This is a genomic window from Sphingobium quisquiliarum P25 (assembly GCF_000445065.1).
Classification (GTDB): domain Bacteria; phylum Pseudomonadota; class Alphaproteobacteria; order Sphingomonadales; family Sphingomonadaceae; genus Sphingobium; species Sphingobium quisquiliarum.
Genome location: NZ_ATHO01000095.1, coordinates 1 through 16,596 on the forward strand (window position 1 = coordinate 1; position 16,596 = coordinate 16,596).

At 65.4% G+C, this 16,596-nt stretch carries 17 protein-coding genes and 2 pseudogenes; 6 read left to right on the forward strand and 13 right to left on the reverse strand.

Annotated features, from left to right (window positions below):
- A pseudogene (locus tag L288_RS43050) lies at positions 1 to 166 on the reverse strand (dihydropteroate synthase); the annotation flags it as partial.
- 43 nt (positions 167 to 209) lie between these two features.
- Positions 210 to 1,334, reverse strand: a complete 1,125-nt coding sequence (locus L288_RS32400; protein WP_021238388.1) for a site-specific DNA-methyltransferase — start codon at positions 1,332 to 1,334, stop codon at positions 210 to 212.
- Between the two features lie 287 nt (positions 1,335 to 1,621).
- On the opposite strand from L288_RS32400, the gene L288_RS32405 reads away from it, so the two are divergent.
- A complete protein-coding gene (locus L288_RS32405) occupies positions 1,622 to 1,966 on the forward strand; it encodes an ArsR/SmtB family transcription factor (RefSeq protein ID WP_031304403.1) in 345 nt (114 codons plus the stop codon).
- On the opposite strand, the gene L288_RS32410 is transcribed toward L288_RS32405, so the two are convergent.
- Entirely contained in the window at positions 1,963 to 2,436 is a 474-nt protein-coding gene (locus L288_RS32410; RefSeq protein WP_021238390.1) for a hypothetical protein, read from the reverse strand. The genes L288_RS32405 and L288_RS32410 overlap by 4 nt on opposite strands.
- A 107-nt stretch (positions 2,437 to 2,543) precedes the next feature.
- Here L288_RS32410 and betI point away from each other — a divergent pair, with 107 nt between their 5' ends.
- The 3 genes from betI to ahpF all read left to right on the forward strand — a co-directional run bounded on the left by betI (position 2,544) and on the right by ahpF (position 5,730).
- Positions 2,544 to 3,191: a transcriptional regulator BetI gene (gene betI / locus L288_RS32415; protein WP_021238391.1), complete on the forward strand. Its 648-nt coding sequence runs from the start codon at positions 2,544 to 2,546 to the stop codon at positions 3,189 to 3,191.
- A 118-nt stretch (positions 3,192 to 3,309) separates the two neighbouring features.
- On the forward strand, positions 3,310 to 3,873 hold the full coding sequence (gene ahpC, locus L288_RS32420; protein ID WP_021238392.1) for an alkyl hydroperoxide reductase subunit C: 564 nt from the start codon (positions 3,310 to 3,312) through the stop codon (positions 3,871 to 3,873).
- A 273-nt stretch (positions 3,874 to 4,146) separates the two neighbouring features.
- On the forward strand, positions 4,147 to 5,730 hold the full coding sequence (gene ahpF / locus L288_RS32425) for an alkyl hydroperoxide reductase subunit F (RefSeq protein ID WP_021238393.1): 1,584 nt from the start codon (positions 4,147 to 4,149) through the stop codon (positions 5,728 to 5,730).
- Between the two features lie 498 nt (positions 5,731 to 6,228).
- Here the strand turns inward: ahpF and L288_RS43880 are convergent.
- The 5 genes and pseudogenes from L288_RS43880 to glmM all read right to left on the reverse strand — a co-directional run.
- Positions 6,229 to 6,783: pseudogene (locus tag L288_RS43880) on the reverse strand (L,D-transpeptidase family protein); the annotation flags it as partial.
- Positions 6,784 to 7,001: 218 nt separating this feature from the next.
- Positions 7,002 to 7,601: a ribonuclease HII gene (locus L288_RS32430; protein ID WP_031304405.1), complete on the reverse strand. Its 600-nt coding sequence runs from the start codon at positions 7,599 to 7,601 to the stop codon at positions 7,002 to 7,004.
- Positions 7,594 to 8,352, reverse strand: a complete 759-nt coding sequence (thiD, locus tag L288_RS32435) for a bifunctional hydroxymethylpyrimidine kinase/phosphomethylpyrimidine kinase (RefSeq protein WP_021238396.1) — start codon at positions 8,350 to 8,352, stop codon at positions 7,594 to 7,596. The genes L288_RS32430 and thiD overlap by 8 nt, the downstream gene beginning before the upstream one ends.
- Entirely contained in the window at positions 8,349 to 8,573 is a 225-nt protein-coding gene (locus tag L288_RS32440; protein WP_021238397.1) for a DUF1272 domain-containing protein, read from the reverse strand. The genes thiD and L288_RS32440 overlap by 4 nt, the downstream gene beginning before the upstream one ends.
- Positions 8,573 to 9,913, reverse strand: coding sequence for a phosphoglucosamine mutase (gene glmM / locus L288_RS32445; protein WP_021238398.1), 1,341 nt, complete (start codon positions 9,911 to 9,913; stop codon positions 8,573 to 8,575). Before glmM ends, L288_RS32440 begins: the two co-directional genes overlap by 1 nt.
- A gap of 83 nt (positions 9,914 to 9,996) precedes the next feature.
- Here glmM and L288_RS32450 point away from each other — a divergent pair, with 83 nt between their 5' ends.
- The gene (locus tag L288_RS32450) at positions 9,997 to 11,412 is read left to right on the forward strand and encodes an alanine/glycine:cation symporter family protein (RefSeq protein WP_021238399.1); all 1,416 of its coding nucleotides are present in this window, start codon (positions 9,997 to 9,999) and stop codon (positions 11,410 to 11,412) included.
- A gap of 74 nt (positions 11,413 to 11,486) precedes the next feature.
- Here the strand turns inward: L288_RS32450 and L288_RS32455 are convergent, their stop codons facing one another.
- From L288_RS32455 to L288_RS32475, 5 genes are all read right to left on the reverse strand, one after another.
- Positions 11,487 to 11,669 (reverse strand): CsbD family protein, encoded by a 183-nt coding sequence (locus tag L288_RS32455; RefSeq protein ID WP_021238400.1) that lies wholly within the window; start codon positions 11,667 to 11,669, stop codon positions 11,487 to 11,489.
- 143 nt (positions 11,670 to 11,812) lie between these two features.
- Complete coding sequence (rpsI, locus tag L288_RS32460) at positions 11,813 to 12,349, reverse strand: 30S ribosomal protein S9 (RefSeq protein WP_021238401.1); 537 nt, start codon at positions 12,347 to 12,349, stop codon at positions 11,813 to 11,815.
- On the reverse strand, positions 12,349 to 12,828 hold the full coding sequence (gene rplM, locus L288_RS32465; RefSeq protein ID WP_021238402.1) for a 50S ribosomal protein L13: 480 nt from the start codon (positions 12,826 to 12,828) through the stop codon (positions 12,349 to 12,351). The genes rpsI and rplM overlap by 1 nt, the downstream gene beginning before the upstream one ends.
- 148 nt (positions 12,829 to 12,976) lie before the next feature.
- Positions 12,977 to 13,297: a divalent-cation tolerance protein CutA gene (gene cutA, locus L288_RS32470; protein WP_031304407.1), complete on the reverse strand. Its 321-nt coding sequence runs from the start codon at positions 13,295 to 13,297 to the stop codon at positions 12,977 to 12,979.
- Positions 13,294 to 14,340: a COX15/CtaA family protein gene (locus L288_RS32475; RefSeq protein ID WP_021238404.1), complete on the reverse strand. Its 1,047-nt coding sequence runs from the start codon at positions 14,338 to 14,340 to the stop codon at positions 13,294 to 13,296. The genes cutA and L288_RS32475 overlap by 4 nt, the downstream gene beginning before the upstream one ends.
- Positions 14,341 to 14,481: 141 nt before the next feature.
- On the opposite strand from L288_RS32475, the gene L288_RS32480 reads away from it, so the two are divergent.
- Entirely contained in the window at positions 14,482 to 16,518 is a 2,037-nt protein-coding gene (locus L288_RS32480) for a hybrid sensor histidine kinase/response regulator (RefSeq protein WP_021238405.1), read from the forward strand.
- Positions 16,519 to 16,596 lie beyond the last annotated feature (78 nt).

The following is a 16,596-nucleotide window of genomic DNA, read 5'->3' on the forward strand; positions in this document are numbered from 1 at the left end:
CCAGCCGGTCGCGCCCGCGCCGGACCGTCAGTTCATAGGCCTGGAACCAGATCAGCCCGTTGCCCATCCGCGCCGCCGACCCGTCCGGCAGGCCGATGGGCGAAGGCACGAACCAGGCGGGTTTCAGATACAGCCGCGCATCGGCGGGAAGAGGTGGCAGGGACATTTTTACTCCCGTTCGCCCTGAACGAATCTATTCCCGCTCGCCCTCAAGGCTCATTGGCCAGCAGATAGGTCTGCCGCAACGCGTCGATCGGCTTCAACCCGCCCTCGCCCTCATAATGCCAGAAGGTCCAGCCGTTGCAGCTCGGCGCGCCTTGCAGCGTCGCGCCCAGCTTGTGGATCGATCCGCTTTCCGCGCCCGCATTCAGCGATCCGTCCGCGCGAACGGTCGCCTGCCAGCGGCGCTTGCTGTCCATCAGCACCGCGCCCGGCTGCAAATAGCCCGTCTCCACCAGCGTGCCGAAGGCGACCTTGGGCTGCGCCTTGGCGCTCTGCATGATGGTCAGCGCCGATTCGTCCAGCGGCAGCGCGGCCTCGATCCGCTCCAGCGCGACCTCGATATAGCTGTCCTCGCGCTCGATGCCGATCCACCTGCGCCCCAGCCGCTTGGCCACCGCGCCGGTCGTGCCGGTGCCGAAAAAGGGATCTAGCACCACGTCGCCCGGCTTGGTGCAGGCCAGCAGCACGCGGTACAGCAGCGCCTCGGGCTTCTGCGTCGGGTGCGCCTTCGTCCCGTTGCGCTTCAACCTCTCCTGCCCGCCGCAGATCGGCAGCACCCAGTCCGACCGCATCTGCAACTCGTCATTGAGCGTCTTCATCGCCTTGTAGTTGAAGGTGTAGCGGGCATCCTCGCCCTGGCTCGCCCAGATCAGCGTCTCATGCGCGTTGGTGAAGCGCGTGCCCTTGAAATTGGGCATCGGGTTCGCCTTGCGCCAGATGATGTCGTTCAGAATCCAGAAGCCTTCATCCTGCAAGGCGGTGCCGACGCGGAAGATATTGTGATAGCTGCCGATCACCCAGATGGTGCCGTTGGGCTTCAAAATGCGGCGCGCCTGCGCCAGCCACGCCTTGGTGAAGCGGTCATAGCTGGTCAGCGTGTCGAACTTGTCCCAGTCATTGTCGACCGCGTCCACGCGCCCGCCTTCGGGCCGGAACAGGTCGCCGCCCAGTTGCAGATTATAGGGCGGATCGGCGAAGATCATGTCGATGCACGCGTCCGGCAGCTTCGCCATTTCGGCAATGCAGTCGCCACGCAGCAGGCGATCCGCCTCGATTTCAACAGGCGCGACCGCCTTCTTGCGCCGCGTCGCGACGCGCTCCATCACACCCATTGCCGGACCCCCGTTCGTTACGCCGCCAGCGTTGAGTCCTCTGGAGTCCGCCGTCAAGATCAGCAGCTTAGCGTTCGCGGCTGACACGGCGTCGCCGCTGGACGGAACGAATGGAGTAGCCACGAGATGTTGAGTCCTTGGGTTCGGCCTGGACTCAATATAAGGTGGTGTGACTCAAAAGACTCACCCTTTGGCGATGCCCAACTTTTTTTGGTTAACGGCATGGCGAGGGCAAATTCGCCGCCTGATCTTGATCCATTCATAACAACATGGTTATGACTTTGGCGATGACGGATCAACTTTCCAGCGGCGACCGCAGCGCCGCCTGCGACGAACTTTTCAAGACGCTGTCCGACGGCACCCGCCGGGCCCTGCTCGAATATCTGGTGAAGGAAGGCGAACAGAGCGTCCATGCCCTGACCGCCATCTCCGCCGTGTCGCAGCCCATGGTCTCGCGCCATCTGGGCAAGCTGAAACGCGCGCGGCTGGTGACGGCGCGGCGGGCGGGCCGCGAAACCTACTACAGCGCGCGGGTCAAGGGCTTGGCCCCGGTGGTGCAATGGATGGCGATCTACGGCGCGCTCTGGTCGCAGCGCTTCACCGCGCTGGAGGAACTGGCCGAGCCTGCCTAACGGCAATAGCCTTCCCTGCCCGGCACCAGGATCAGGCAGTCGCTCTTTCCCGCCAGATATTTGAAACCGGTCTCCTCGCCCGATCCGGGCCGGATCGTCACATCCTTGCCGTCGCGCGTGAAGCGGATCGCCGCGCCCTCGCCCACGCCTGCATAGTCCGCCTGCCGGTCCAGCGTGTCGCGATTGGCGATCGCATAATGGCCCGGCTTGCCGTTGGGCGAAGGCTGGATGTCGAGGAACAGCCCTTCGGGACCGGTCCAGCGCCCCACCCAATCGTCGGTCGGCAGCCTTTCCGGCGCATCCTCATTGCCCGCGCGCGGCGAATCGGGGTCATCGATCGCCTCCACCTCAGGCGCCTGCGCCGCATTGTTCGCCGCCGCCTGATCGTCCACGGCCCCGGAGCAGCCGCCCAGCGCCGCCACGCCCAGCAGCATCGGCATCAGAAGGGCAGCGGCGGCATTGCGGTTCATGCATCTTTCCCCTTGCAATTCCTTCCTCAAACGGGTGAACGATGGGGTTTGATCCATGAATGCCGGGCATCCATGGCGGCAGGAAAAAAGACGTGGAGCAAAAAAGCATGAGGAGCCCCCGGACGGGGCAGGCAAGGGCCCGGTTCGTCCGGGAATCGGCCGACGTCAGGCGTCAGGCGCTGATCGAAGCGACAGCGCGCTGCCTTGCGGAAAAAGGAGTGGGCGCAATATCGGTGCGCGCCATCTGCGCCAGAGCCGGGGTCTCCGCTGGCCTGCTCACCCATTATTTCGACGGCGTGGAAGCGCTGATCCTCGCCACCTATCGCGATGTGGGCGAAAAGGTCGCGGCGGCCATGGAACAGGCGGTGGCGCAGGCCGGGCCTGATCCCCGTGCGCGCCTCTGGGCCTATCTGCGCGCCAATTTCCAGCCGCCAGTGCTCGACCCCAATCTGCTGGCGACGTGGATCTCCTTCTGGAGCCTGGTCAAGACCAACCCGGAAATCGCCGCCACCCATGCGGAAACCTATGGCGGCTCGCGCGAGCGGCTGGAAGTGCTGCTGCGGGAAGCCGCCCCTCAAATCCCCCGTCCCGCCGCACGGGTCGCCGCCATCGCCCTTACCGCGATGGTCGATGGGTTGTGGCTTGAACTCTGCCTCGATTCGTCCACCTTCACCACGGAAGAGGCGCTGGCGATGGTCAAGGAAGCGATGACCTATATCATCGAAAAGCCCAGAGACGGCGCTGTCGATCAATAACCCGCCCTCTGATCGCTTTTCTCAATATGACCGGGCGAGAAAACCAATTTCCCCCGGCGGCGCTCCTTCCCTACATAGGCCAGGCAACAGCAACCCCTCAGAAGGAACTGGAAAGCTCATGGCGCTTATCAACACCACCATCAAGCCGTTCAAGGCCACCGCGTACAAGGAAGGCAAGTTCGTCGATGTCACTGACGAGGATGTGAAGGGCAAGTGGGCGATCTTCTTCTTCTACCCCGCTGACTTCACCTTCGTCTGTCCGACCGAGCTGGAGGACCTTGCCGGCATCTACCCGACGCTCCAGTCGCTGAACGTGGAAGTCTATTCGGTGTCGACCGACACGCATTTCAGCCACAAGGCATGGCACGACACCTCGCCCGCGATCGGCAAGATCAACTATTACATGCTGGGCGACCAGTCGGGCCAGATCACCAACAATTTCGACGTGATGCGTCCGGGCGTCGGCCTGGCCGACCGCGCCACCTTCCTCGTCGATCCCGAAGGCGTGATCCAGTTCATGGAAATCACGTCGGAAGGCGTCGGCCGCAACGCGACCGAACTGCTGCGCAAGGTCAAGGCAGCGCAATATGTCGCCGCTCACCCCGGCGAAGTGTGCCCGGCCAAGTGGGAAGAGGGTGAAGAAACCCTGGCTCCCTCGCTCGACCTCGTCGGCAAGATCTAAGAGCTGACAGCATCCGCCGGGCCGGGTCGAGGACCCTCCCCGGTCCGGCGGGCGCCTATGACATGACGCACTCCATCATGGGTGCGTCATACCGGGCCTGACCCGGAATCCCGCTTCACTTCGGGCAATGCAGGCAAGTGAGCGGGACCCCGGATCAAGTCCGGGGTGACGGTAACGAGACGAGATAGAGACAAGCGCCGGAACCTTCGGGCCGCACCGGCGATCGGACAATCGCGTGCCCGCAAAGCGGCGCGCTCATGGAGCTTTGACACGATGTTGGACGCAAATCTCAAGGGCCAGCTCAAGGCCTATATGGCGAACATCACGCAGCCCATCGAGCTGGTGGCGTCGCTGGACGAAGGCGCGAAGTCGCGCGAACTGGAAGAATTGCTGACCGAAATCGCCGGGCTGTCGGACAAGGTTTCGCTGGTGCTGACGGGCAATGACCGCCGCAGGCCCAGCTTCATGATCCGCCGGGCTGGCACGGATATCGGCGTGACCTTCGCCGGCATTCCCATGGGGCATGAATTCACCTCGCTGGTGCTCGCCCTGCTCCAGGTCGGCGGCCACCCGTCGAAGGCGGCGCAGGACCTGGTCAGCCAGATCAAGGATCTGGACGGCGATTTCAGCTTCGAAACCTATTTCTCCCTGTCGTGCCAGAACTGCCCCGACGTGGTGCAGGCGCTGAACCTGATGAGCGTGCTCAATCCCCGGATCAGGCATGTCGCCATTGACGGCGCGCTGTTCAAGGAAGAGGTGGATGAGCGCAAGGTCATGGCCGTGCCCACCGTCTTCCTGAATGGCGAGCCCTTCGCTTCGGGCCGCATGGAACTGGAGCAGATCGTCGCGAAGATTGACAGCGGCGCTGCGGACCGCGCGGCGGAGAAGATCCGCAACCAGGACCCGTTCGAGGTGCTGATCGTCGGCGGCGGCCCCGCCGGGGCTGCGGCGGCGATCTATGCGGCGCGCAAGGGCATCCGCACCGGCGTCGCGGCGGAACGTTTCGGCGGGCAGGTGCTCGACACGATGGATATCGAGAATTTCATCTCGGTCCAGCATACCGAAGGCCCCAAATTCGCCGCCGCGCTCGAAGCGCACGTGAAGGATTATGATGTCGAGGTCATGAACCTGCAAAAGGCGGCGAAGCTGATCCCGGCCAGGAGCGAGGGCGGCTATCATGAGGTCGTGCTGGAAAATGGCGCGTCGCTCAAGGGCCGCACCGTGATCCTCTCCACCGGCGCGCGCTGGCGGCAGATGGGCGTGCCGGGCGAGGAGGAATATCGCAACAAGGGCGTTGCCTACTGCCCCCACTGCGACGGCCCCCTGTTCAAGGGCAAGCGCGTGGCGGTGATCGGCGGCGGCAATAGCGGCGTCGAAGCCGCGATCGACCTTGCCGGTATCGTCGCCCATGTGACGCTGATCGAATTCGACAGCCAGCTGCGGGCCGACGCCGTGTTGCAGCGCAAGCTCGCCAGCCTGCCCAATGTGCGCATCATCACGTCCGCGCTCACCACCAGGGTGGACGGGGACGGGACCAGGGTGACGGGCCTCAGCTACAAGGACCGCAACCAGGGCACCGAACATGATGTTGAACTGGAGGGCATCTTCGTGCAGATCGGACTCGTTCCGAACACGGAATGGCTTAAGGACACCGTTGCGCTTTCCCCGCGCGGCGAGATCGAGATTGACGCGCGCGGCGAAACCAGCCAGCCGGGCATATTCGCCGCGGGTGACTGCACCACCGTTCCCTACAAGCAGATCGTGATCGCTTGCGGGGGCGGCGCGACGGCCGCGCTGTCGGCGTTCGATTATCTGATCCGCCTGCCCGCTTCGGCGGAAACGGCGGAAGCAGCCTGACGAGACAATCCCGAGCGGGGGGTTGGGAAGCGGCCGGCCCCAGGCCCGGTGCCGGTCGCTTCTTTAGGCCGTGATCGCCCCATGCGGGACCATCCGCGATAAGGCTCCTTTCCGTCACCCTGGACCTGACAAAGGGTCCGGGGCGGCGATCCCTCAAACCTGATCATGCTCTGGCAGGTTACTGACTGAACAGCCCGATCACCGGCGCAGGCGCGGCCGGAACACGCTGGGATCGACCGACAGCGACGGGGCATCCTGCGCCGCGAGTTGAATGCGGCTCTCCTTCTCCTGTACCCGCGCGGGCCGGGCTACAGGCTCGGCCCGGCTCGGCTGCACCGGCATCTCCTTTGCGGCGGTTTGAACCGCGCTCCCGTCCATCGGCGCTTTTTTCGCCTCCTGCCGCACATCAGGCCGCGCGATGGGCGCAGGCGCGGCGGTCTCGCGCACGGCCATCTGCACCCCGGCCTGCTGCACCGGCGCGGGCACAGGCTTCGCATCCGGCGTAAAAGTCACGATCGCCGTCCCCGGATCGTTCAGGACCAGTTGGTCCAGCATCAGCGCGGGCCGCAACTCATCCGCATTCACCCGCACCAGCGTTCCCAATTGCGTCAGCGTAAACAGCTTGCGGGCAAAGGCGGTCGGCAGGCGGATGCAGCCATGGCTCGCCGGATAGCCCGGATTATGCCCGGCATGCAGCGCCACCCCGTCCCAGGTCAGCCGCTGCATGAAGGGCATGGGCGCATTGCTGTACAGGTTCGACCGGTGCCATTCCCGCTTCTGTAGGATGGGAAACTCGCCCGTCGGCGTGCGATGGCTGCGCGTCCCGGTCGATACGCTGGCCATGCCGATCAGGCGGTCGCCGCTATAGACATGGACCATCTGCTGCCGCAGGCTGATGATCAGGTAGAGCGGGCCTTCGAACGGCCCCTCCTCCAGCCAGCGATAGGCGCCAGCCTCCAACTGTCCGGCATCCGCGGTCTGCGCGATCGCGCCTCCCGCGCCGGGAAGAATCGTCAGGGCGGCTATGGCGAACAGGGACGGCAGGCAGCGCATAAATTTATTCTTAACCATAAGTAAGCGATCCGCCAGCCCCGGCAGGCGCATCGCGCGCGCTATCCCATCATGGGACAGGCAATATTTTCCTGTCCTACAGTCCGCCGGTCATGATAGCGCCCAGGCGGCTCTTTCAACCGTCGATCCCACCTGTAGGAAAATACACGGAAAACCACGCTTTTCCGCGCGCCTGTCGTGTCACCTATGTCACCCAGATCCTACAGCAGCATCAACTGCGCGACGGGGGCGAAGCTGCGGCGGTGCAGCGGCGTCGGCCCATGTTCCCGCAGCGCCGCAAGGTGCATCGGGCTGCCATAGCCCTTGTTGCTTTCCCACCCATAATGCGGATGCTCGCTGGCCGCTTCCACCATCATCCGGTCGCGCGCTTCCTTGGCCAGAATGGAGGCGGCGGCGATGGACAGGCATTTGGCGTCGCCCTCCACCACGGCCGTCGAGGCCCAGCGCCATTTGGGGCAGCGGTTCCCGTCCACCAGCACATGGGCGCAGTCCCGGTCCAGCGCCTCCATGGCCCGCGTCATCGCCAGCATCGTCGCCCACAGAATGTTCAGGCTGTCGATTTCCTCCACCGAAGCGACGCCGACCCCCCAGCACAGCGCCCGCGCCTTGATCTCCCCCTCCAGCACGGCGCGGCGGGCGGCGGTCAACTGCTTGCTGTCGTTGAGGCCATCGGGGCAATCCTCCTGCCGCAATATGACGGCGGCGGCGACCACGGGCCCGGCCAGCGGCCCCCGGCCCGCCTCGTCCACTCCGGCGACAAGGCCCGGATGATGCCGCAGTTCGTGCGCGAAATCAGGCATGGACATGAAATCCCAGCGGCGATCCCATGGGACCGCGCCCCTGCCCCAGTCCGGGCGCCAACGCCAGCGCCTCACGCACATATTTGCGGGCCCGCTCGATCGCATCGATCAGGTCCCGGCCCTGTGCCAGTCCGGTCACGATGGCGCTGGCCAGCGTGCAGCCGGTGCCATGATTGTGGGGCGTGTCGATCCGGGCGTTGCTCCACGCCTTGAGCACGCCGCCGGGGCCAATCAGCCGGTCGGTCAGCATGGGGCCTTCGCCATGCCCGCCCTTGGCCAGCACATGCGTGCCGAACCTGACGGCGATCTCCTCCCCGCCCAGCGCCGCCAGTTCGGGGATGTTGGGCGTGACCAGCGTCGCGACTGCCATCAGCCGCTCGAACGCCGCAATCGTCGCTTCGTCGGCCAGGACGGAGCCGCTGGTCGCGACCATCACCGGGTCGAAGACGATGGGAACATCCAGCGCCGCCAGACGATCGGCAACGGCAGCGGCGGTCCCGGCCGAACCGATCATGCCGATCTTGACCGCATCCACGCCGATGTCGCCGATGACGCTGTCCATCTGCTGCACCACCATCTCGGCGGGAATGGCATGTACGCCCTGGACGCCGGTCGTGTTCTGCGCCGTGACCGCCGTGATCGCGGTCATGGCGTGCCCGCCCAGCAGCGTCACCGTGCGGATATCCGCCTGAATGCCCGCGCCGCCGCCGCTGTCGGACCCGGCGATGATCAGGATGCGCGCAATGCTCATGCCTTGTAATGACGCTGGGTTGAGGCGGGATGCCGGGCGAGCGCATCCCCGGCGCGGACCGGCCGGTCCATCAGTTCGCCGCCGCAATTGGGGCAGCGATCGTCCAGCGCTTCGGCGCAAGGCGCGCAGAAGGTGCATTCGAACGAGCAGATGAACGCGCCCGGCTCGTCCGCAGGCAGATCCACGCCGCAACGTTCGCAGTCCGGCCGCATCTCCAGCATCAGGCCGCCACGCGCGCCACGGCGTCGCAGATGCGCTCCACCACGTCCCTGACCTGATCCTCCCGGTCGCCCTCGGCCATCACGCGGATCACCGGCTCGGTTCCTGACGGGCGGATCACCAGACGGCCGCAGCCGTTCAGCTCCGTCTCCGCCTGCGCGATCACCCGCTTCACCTCGTCATGATCCAGCGGCTTTCCGCCGGAAAAGCGGACATTTTTCAGCAACTGCGGCACGGGATCGAACTGGTGCAGCAGGTCGCTGGCCCGCTTGCCCGACCGCACCAGCGCCGCCAGCACCTGCAATGCGGCCACGGTGCCGTCGCCGGTCGTGGCATAGTCGCTCAGGATCATGTGGCCCGACTGCTCGCCGCCGACGTTGAACCCGCCCTCGCGCATACGCTCCAGCACATAACGGTCCCCGACCTTGGTGCGCTCCAGCCTGATGCCCTGGCCTGCAAGGTGGCGCTCAAGGCCCAGGTTGGACATGACCGTGGCCACCAGTCCGCCGCCGCGCAGGCTTCCCTCGCGCGCGAAATTGCCCGCGATCAGCGCCATGATCTGGTCGCCATCGACGATGCGGCCCTTCTCATCCACGACGATCAGCCGGTCCGCGTCCCCGTCCAGCGCGATGCCGATGTCGGCGCCGGACGAAACGACCGTCTCCTGGCACAGCAGCGGCGATGTCGATCCGCACTGGTCGTTGATGTTGACGCCATTGGGTGAAACCCCCACGGCAATCACCTCCGCGCCCAATTCCCACAAGGCGGAGGGCGCGACCTGATAAGCGGCGCCATTCGCGCAATCGACGACGATCTTGAGCCCGTCGAGGCGCAGGTCGGCCGGGAAGCTCGACTTGACCGCGTGAATATAGCGCCCGCGCGCATCCTCCACCCGGCGCGCCCGGCCAATATCAGCCGCTGGAGCGAGCGGGATGTCCTGCTCCAGCATCGCCTCGATCTTCAGCTCGTCCTCGTCGGACAGCTTGTAACCGTCCGGCCCGAACAGCTTGATGCCATTGTCGGCATAAGGATTATGGCTGGCGGAGATCATGACGCCCAGGTCGGCGCGCATCGAATGGGCCAGCAGCGCGACCGCCGGAGTCGGGATCGGACCGAACTGGACGACATCCATGCCGACAGCGGTGAAACCGGCGACCAGCGCATTTTCCACCATATAGCCCGACAGGCGCGTATCCTTGCCAATCACCACGCGATGACGGTGGCTGCCGCGCTGGAAATGCTTTCCCGCCGCCATGCCGACCTTCATCGCCAGTTCCGCGGTCATGGGCCACTGATTGGTGCGTCCCCGAATGCCGTCGGTGCCGAAATATCGCCTGCCCATGATTCCCTGTCCCGGTCTGACCTTGCGGCACCCATAGCAATCTTTGTTCGACTTTCCACCGGAGACCAGCCATTCCCTTGCCGATGAGCGCATTCAACGCCGCAGTCGACGCACTATCGGGCGCCGTCTTTTTCAAGGTGCCGCTGCTGGGCGCGCACATCGAACTGATCGTCCTCTATCTCGCGCTGCCGATGCTGTTCTTCACCGTCTGGCTGGGCTTTCCCAATGTCCGCGCGGTCGGGCGGGCACTGCGCATCCTGCGCACCCAGCCGGAGGCCGGCGAGGCAAAAGGCGATGTCAGCCAATGGGGCGCGCTGACGACGGCGCTGGCCGGGACGATCGGCCTTGGCAATATCGCCGGGGTCGCCGTGGCGCTGACCATGGGCGGGCCGGGCGCGATCCTGTGGATGTTCATCATCGGCTGGTTCGCCATGACGGTGAAGATGGCGGAAGTGACGCTGGGCCTGAAATATCGCGTGTTCGATGAACGCGGCCATGTTCATGGCGGGCCGATGTATGTGCTGAAAGCCATTGGCGCGGCACGGGGATGGCCCCGGTTGGGCCTGGTGCTGGGCGGGCTCTACGCCTTCTTCGCGCTGTTCGGGGCCATCCCCATGGTGCAGGTGAACCAGAGCTTCGCGCAGGTCCAGGTCGTCACCGGCCTCTCCAACGGCTGGACCTATGGCGTGATCCTGGCGGCAGCCGTTGCGCTGGTGACATTGGGCGGCGCTGCGTGGCTGGGCGAGGTCGCCAAGCGGCTGACCCCGCTCAAGGTCGCGGTTTATCTGGTGGGGGTGGCAGCGGTGCTGATCTTCCATGCGCCGCAAATACCTGCGGCGCTCGCCCAGATTTGGCATGGCGCGTGGAGCGGCAATGCGGCGACGGGCGGCGCTGTGGGCGCTTTCGTCGCGGGCATGCGGCGCGCCGTGTTCGCCAGCGAGGCCGGGGTCGGTTCAGCCGTGATGGCACACAGCCTCGCCAGAGTGCGGCACCCTGTGTCCGAAGGACTGGTGGCATTGCTGGAACCGCTGCTCGGCACCATGATCGTCTGCGCCGTCGGCGGGCTCGCGCTGGTGGTCGCTGGCACATGGACATCAGGGTTGGAAGGCATCGCCATCACTTCCGCCGCCTTCGCGCAGGTATCGCCCTGGTTCCCATGGCTGCTCGCGATCGTTGTCGTGCTGTTTGCCTATTCGACGCTGGTCGCCTGGGGATTTTATGGACTTCAGGCCTGGGGTTATCTGTTCGGCAATGGTCCCAGGGCGCAATGGAGCTACAAGATCCTCTACATCATCGCGCTTCCGCCCGCCGCCGCGATCGATTTGGGGCGCGTGGTGGATATCGTCGACAGCAGCTTTTTTCTGATGGCGATCCCGAACGTCATCGCGCTCTATCTCTGCGCCGGGGAATTGCGGCGCGACGTCAGGGATTATCTTCGCCGAAGCGAGGCGGAGCATGCATCGGCTGCGGATGAGGCGCTGGCCGGATCCCGCACTTGAAGCCTTTGCGATACGGCAGACAAGGCGAAGGCCTCACCCCAAAGGGGCGAAGCCTTGTGCCATTCAGCTATGTGTCAGATGTCGTCGCCAAGCGCGCCCTTGATCGAGCCTTTGACATTCTGGGCCGTGCCTTTGGCCTTCTGAGCGCGGCCTTCGGCTTCAAGATCGGGATCACGCTGGTGGCGGCCCACGGCTTCCTTCACCGAGCCTGCCGCCTTGTTGGCAGCGGCCTTCGCCTTGTCGGTCAGTTCGCCCATCGCATTTCTCCTGTCGATTGCGGTTGACAGATGAACATCCGGCACGGCGGGAAGTTGCGTCCGGTACGGGGCCGGAATGGAAAAAGGGCAAAAGAAAAGGGCCGGCAAATGCCAGCCCTTCCCTGATCTTGCAAAAGAGGCGCTTAGCGCTTCGAGAACTGGAAGCTGCGGCGAGCCTTGGCGCGGCCGTACTTCTTACGTTCGACCGTACGGCTGTCGCGGGTCAGGAAGCCTTCGGCCTTGACCGCGCTGCGCAGCGCCGGTTCATATTTGCTGAGCGCCTGGGCGATGCCATGCTTGACCGCGCCAGCCTGACCCGACAGGCCACCGCCCTTGACGGTAGCGATCACGTCATACTGGCCTTCGCGGTCAGTGACGCCGAAGGGCTGGTTGATGACCAGACGCAGGGTCGGGCGAGCGAAATAGACTTCCTGATCGCGGCCGTTGACCGTGATCTTGCCGGTGCCGGGCTTTACCCAGACGCGGGCGACGGCATCCTTGCGGCGGCCGGTGGCATAAGCGCGGCCGAGGCTGTCGATTTCCTGCTGGCGCAGCGGAGCAGCGGGCTGAGCGGGAGCGATGGGCGCGTCGGCAGCGGCGGGAGTCTCACCAGCGGCGGGCGCGGGAGCGTTGGCGGTCAGCGACGCGAGGTCGGACAGGGACTGGCGGTTATCGGACATTATGCACCCACCTTGTTCTTGCGGTTGCGCGACGCGAAATCGAGCACTTCGGGGTTCTGGGCTTCGTGCGGATGTTCGGCACCGGCGAAGACGCGCAGGTTGCGCATCTGCTGACGGCCGAGCGGGCCGCGGGGGATCATGCGCTCCACGGCCTTTTCCAGCACGCGCTCAGGGAAACGGCCTTCCAGGATCTTGGCGGGCGTGGTTTCCTTGATGCCGCCGGCATAGCCGGTGTGCTTGTAATAGACCTTGTCGGTCAGCTTGCGGCCGGTGAACTTCACCTTGTCCGCGTTGATGATGATGACGTTGTCACCGCAATCGACGTGGGGGGTGAAGGACGGCTTGTGCTTGCCGCGCAGGATGTTCGCGACGGTCGACGCGAGGCGGCCGACGACGAGGCCTTCCGCGTCGATCAGGATCCATTTCTTTTCGACCGTTGCCGGGGTCGCCGGCTTGGTGGTCTTCATCAGCGCCTTCATGGTGCCAATCTCCAGAGTGTAATAGAGGACTGCGCGGCTTTTTCCGGCCGTGCAGAAGTGGGGCGCTAATGACGGGCGGGAGCCAGGAAGTCAAGAGATTCGGCGGCTTTCGTGACGGGTAAAATAATACCCGCCGCCTTTACCCCCATCATTTGGAGATGTGGCCGGCGATCCATTTCGCGTAGGCCGGTTCGGCCGCATCCACCGGCAAAGCGAGGATCGCCGGGACGTCATAATCATGCAGTTCGCGGATGCGCTGCATCAGCGCGTCGCGGCGCGAGGGCGCGGTCTTGAAGAGGACGGGCACCTCCGCCGCCGTTTCCATGACGCCGTTCCATTCGTAGATGGAGGTCGCCGCCCCCAGGATATTGGCGCAGGCGGCCAGCCTTTCCTGCACCATCTGCCGCCCCACCTGCTCCGCGCGTTCGGCCGAGCCGAACAACGTGTAGACGAGAGCGACCCCGCTCATGCCCGGCGGATGCCCACGGCGTGCGCGCCCCAGGCGGCGGCGGCCACGACCAGCGCGCCGACGGCCTGATGAAGCACGGCGAGCGGCAGGGCGATGCCGCTGATCACGGTCGCGATGCCGAGCGCGATCTGGGTGCCGACCGCCGCGTTGATGGCGATCGACGCCCCGCGCCGCCCCGCCCGCTTAGCGCGGCGCGCCAGCAGGATGAGGGCGGCAGCGGCGGCCCAGGCCCACCAGCGATGGATGAAGTGGACGAGGTAGGGATCGCTGGAGAGGGTCGCCCACAGCGAGCCCAGCCATTCGATCCCTTCGGGCACGAAATGGTCGTTCATCAGCGGCCATGTGCTGGAGACATAGCCCGCGTCCAGCCCGGCGGTGAACGCGCCGAACATCAACTGGGCGAACAGGATGAGCAGCACCACCAGCGCGAAGGGCCGCAGCGCCGCTGGCCGCGCGCGCGAGTTGCGGGCCAGCATGAACAGGTCGAGCGCGGTCCAGATCAGCCCGCCGATGATGAACAGCGCGGTGAGCAGGTGAACGGCAAGACGATAATGGCTGACATCGGTGCGCACCGACAGGCCGGAGGTCACCATCCACCAGCCGATCGCCCCCTGAAGCCCGCCGAGCGCGAGCAGCGCGACCAGACGCGGGCCATAGCCCGCCGGAATGGCGCGTACCCAGGCGAACCAGATGAGCGGCAGCGCGAAGGCCAGCCCGATCAGCCGCCCCAGCAGGCGATGCACCCATTCCCAGAAGAAAATAAACTGGAAGTCCGACAGGCTCATGCCCCGGTTGATTTCCTGATATTCCGGGATCTGCTGGTAAAGCCGGAACGCTTCCATCCACTGGTCATTGGTCAGGGGCGGGATGGCGCCGGTGATCGGTTTCCATTCGGTGATGGAAAGGCCCGATTCGGTCAGCCGGGTGATCCCCCCCACCACAACCATGCAGAAGACGAGCGCGGCAACGGCAAGCAGCCAGCGGGCGATCGACGCCGGCCGGGGGGACGGCCAGGCGGGGCGGCGGAGAGCGAGCGCGGTCATGGCGCGGTTCATGCGCTGGCGGCGGCACTGTTGCAAGAGGGCGGCGCGCGGACAAAAGGTCATAGGCAAAGCGAAACGGCCGGATACAATCGCGCGGCCGGGCGTATCCCGCCAGATGGGAAAGTTAACCGAGGATAGTCAATGATCGGCCCGGTTCAGCAAGCAGCCGGGATGATCGCGGCGCAGGGCCCGCTGGGCGCGATGACCGCCCGTATCGATTCCCGATCACCACTGGGGCCGGTAAACCAATGGTCGCCCGCGCTGCTGTCCACCGTGCGGCTGATGCTGTCGTCCAGGGCGGAGATCGTCCTGTTCTGGGGACCGGACCTGTGCGCCCTGTATAATGAAGCCTATGCGCCCACGATCGGCGACAAGCATCCCCATGCGCTGGGCCGCCCGGCGCGCGAATATTGGGCGGAGCTGTGGCACGATCTGGAGCCGCTGCTGCTGTCGGTCGTGCGCGATGGCGAGACGGTGCATGCCAAGGACCGCCCCTTCTACATCGAGCGTGACGGCGGCCGGGGCGAGCAGGTCTATTTCGACATCAGCTATTCCCCGGTGTACGAACTGGACGGATCAGTGGGCGGCGCGCTGTGCATCGTCAATGAAACGACGCGCCGAGTCGAGGCGGAGCGCCAGATGATGGCGGAACGCAACCGTTTGTGGACGCTGGCGCGCGATCCTTTCCTGATCGCCGACAAGGCGGGCACATGGATCGCCGCCAGCCCCGCCTGGACCGAGATATTGGGGTGGGGCCAGGAAGAACTGATCGGCCGCACGTCCGAATGGATGGAGCATCCCGAAGATTTCACGAAGACCCGCCAGCAGATCGAAAGCCTGAACGAAGGGACGCCGACGCTGCGGTTCGAAAACCGTTTCCGGGCGAAAGACGGCAGCTACCGCACCTTTAGCTGGACGGCCGTGCCGGACGGCGGGCTGGTCTATTGCGTGGCGCGGGACGTCACCGACCAGCGGTCGCATGCGCAGGCGCTGGCGGAGACGGAAGCAGCGCTGCGGCAGGCGCAGAAGATGGAAACGCTGGGCCAGCTGACCGGCGGGGTCGCGCATGACTTCAACAATCTGCTGCAAGTGGTGACGGGCAATCTGGAACTGCTGCAACGCGGCCTTGCGGGCGATGAGCGGCTGCGCCGGGCGGCCGACAATGCGATGGGCGGGGCGCAGCGGGCGGCGATGCTGACGCAGCGGCTGCTGGCCTTTTCACGGCGTCAGCCGCTCGCCCCCGAACAGGTCGACCCCAACCGGCTGGTCGCGCAGACCACCGAATTGCTCAGCCGCACGCTGGGCGCGACGATCGAACTGGAAACCATCCAGGCGGCGGGCGCATGGCCGATCGAGATCGACGTGCCGCAGATGGAAAATGTACTGCTGAACCTGGCGGTCAATGCGCGCGATGCGATGCCCGCTGGCGGCAAGCTGACCATCGAGGTGGCGAACACCCATATCGACGCTTATTATGCCGCGCTGGAAGAAGAGGTGACGCCCGGCCAATATGTGCTGATCTGCCTGTCGGACACGGGCCATGGCATGGACGAGGAAGTACTGGCGCGCGCGATCGAGCCTTTCTTCACGACCAAGGAAGTGGGGCGCGGAACGGGCCTGGGGCTGTCGATGGTCTATGGCTTCATGAAGCAGTCCGGCGGCCATCTGCGCGTCTATTCCGAACCGGGGCAAGGCACCACGGTCAAGCTCTACCTGCCGCGCAGCCGCGGCCGGGTGGCGGCGAACGACCAGTTGGCCGAACCCGCCCGTCCGCCGCGCGGCGCTGGCAACGAAACGGTGCTGGTGTGCGAGGATGACGAGAAGGTGCGCGCCTATTCGGTCGAGGTACTGACGGAACTGGGCTATCATGTGCTGGAGGCGGAGGACGGGCGCGCCGCCCTAACCCGGCTGGACGAGACTTCGCCGCCGGTCGACCTGCTGTTCACCGATGTCGTGCTGCCCGGCGGCATGACGGGGGCGGACATCGCGCGCGAGGCGCTGGAACGCCAGCCTGCGCTCAAGGTGCTGTTCGCCACTGGCTATGCGCGCAACGCCATCTTTCACCATGGGCGGCTGGACCCCGGCGTGGAATTGCTGACCAAGCCTTTCACCTATGCCGATCTGGCGCGCAAGGTGCGGGAGATATTGGACCGGACCAAGGCCAAGGGGGCGGCTTGAGGGGGTGTGGCAAGCTCAGGCGGGCGGGAAAGCGGCAGCGGGTTTGAGGAACGAAGAGGGGCTTCGACAGGCTCAGCC

Bases quoted from the DNA above. Each gene is read 5' to 3' on its own strand.
- betI (WP_021238391.1), top strand. From the start codon at position 2,544: ATGAGGAGCCCCCGGACGGGGCAGGCAAGGGCCCGGTTCGTCCGGGAA.
- rplM (WP_021238402.1), bottom strand. From the start codon at position 12,828: ATGAAGGCGCTGATGAAGACCACCAAGCCGGCGACCCCGGCAACGGTC.
- glmM (WP_021238398.1), bottom strand. From the start codon at position 9,913: ATGGGCAGGCGATATTTCGGCACCGACGGCATTCGGGGACGCACCAAT.
- L288_RS32405 (WP_031304403.1), top strand. From the start codon at position 1,622: ATGACGGATCAACTTTCCAGCGGCGACCGCAGCGCCGCCTGCGACGAA.
- rpsI (WP_021238401.1), bottom strand. From the start codon at position 12,349: ATGTCCGATAACCGCCAGTCCCTGTCCGACCTCGCGTCGCTGACCGCC.
- ahpF (WP_021238393.1), top strand. From the start codon at position 4,147: ATGTTGGACGCAAATCTCAAGGGCCAGCTCAAGGCCTATATGGCGAAC.
- thiD (WP_021238396.1), bottom strand. From the start codon at position 8,352: ATGAGCATTGCGCGCATCCTGATCATCGCCGGGTCCGACAGCGGCGGC.
- L288_RS32450 (WP_021238399.1), top strand. From the start codon at position 9,997: ATGAGCGCATTCAACGCCGCAGTCGACGCACTATCGGGCGCCGTCTTT.
- L288_RS32410 (WP_021238390.1), bottom strand. From the start codon at position 2,436: ATGAACCGCAATGCCGCCGCTGCCCTTCTGATGCCGATGCTGCTGGGC.
- cutA (WP_031304407.1), bottom strand. From the start codon at position 13,297: ATGAGCGGGGTCGCTCTCGTCTACACGTTGTTCGGCTCGGCCGAACGC.
- L288_RS32430 (WP_031304405.1), bottom strand. From the start codon at position 7,601: ATGCCTGATTTCGCGCACGAACTGCGGCATCATCCGGGCCTTGTCGCC.
- L288_RS32480 (WP_021238405.1), top strand. From the start codon at position 14,482: ATGATCGGCCCGGTTCAGCAAGCAGCCGGGATGATCGCGGCGCAGGGC.
- ahpC (WP_021238392.1), top strand. From the start codon at position 3,310: ATGGCGCTTATCAACACCACCATCAAGCCGTTCAAGGCCACCGCGTAC.
- L288_RS32475 (WP_021238404.1), bottom strand. From the start codon at position 14,340: ATGACCGCGCTCGCTCTCCGCCGCCCCGCCTGGCCGTCCCCCCGGCCG.
- L288_RS32440 (WP_021238397.1), bottom strand. From the start codon at position 8,573: ATGCTGGAGATGCGGCCGGACTGCGAACGTTGCGGCGTGGATCTGCCT.
- L288_RS32455 (WP_021238400.1), bottom strand. From the start codon at position 11,669: ATGGGCGAACTGACCGACAAGGCGAAGGCCGCTGCCAACAAGGCGGCA.
- L288_RS32400 (WP_021238388.1), bottom strand. From the start codon at position 1,334: ATGGGTGTGATGGAGCGCGTCGCGACGCGGCGCAAGAAGGCGGTCGCG.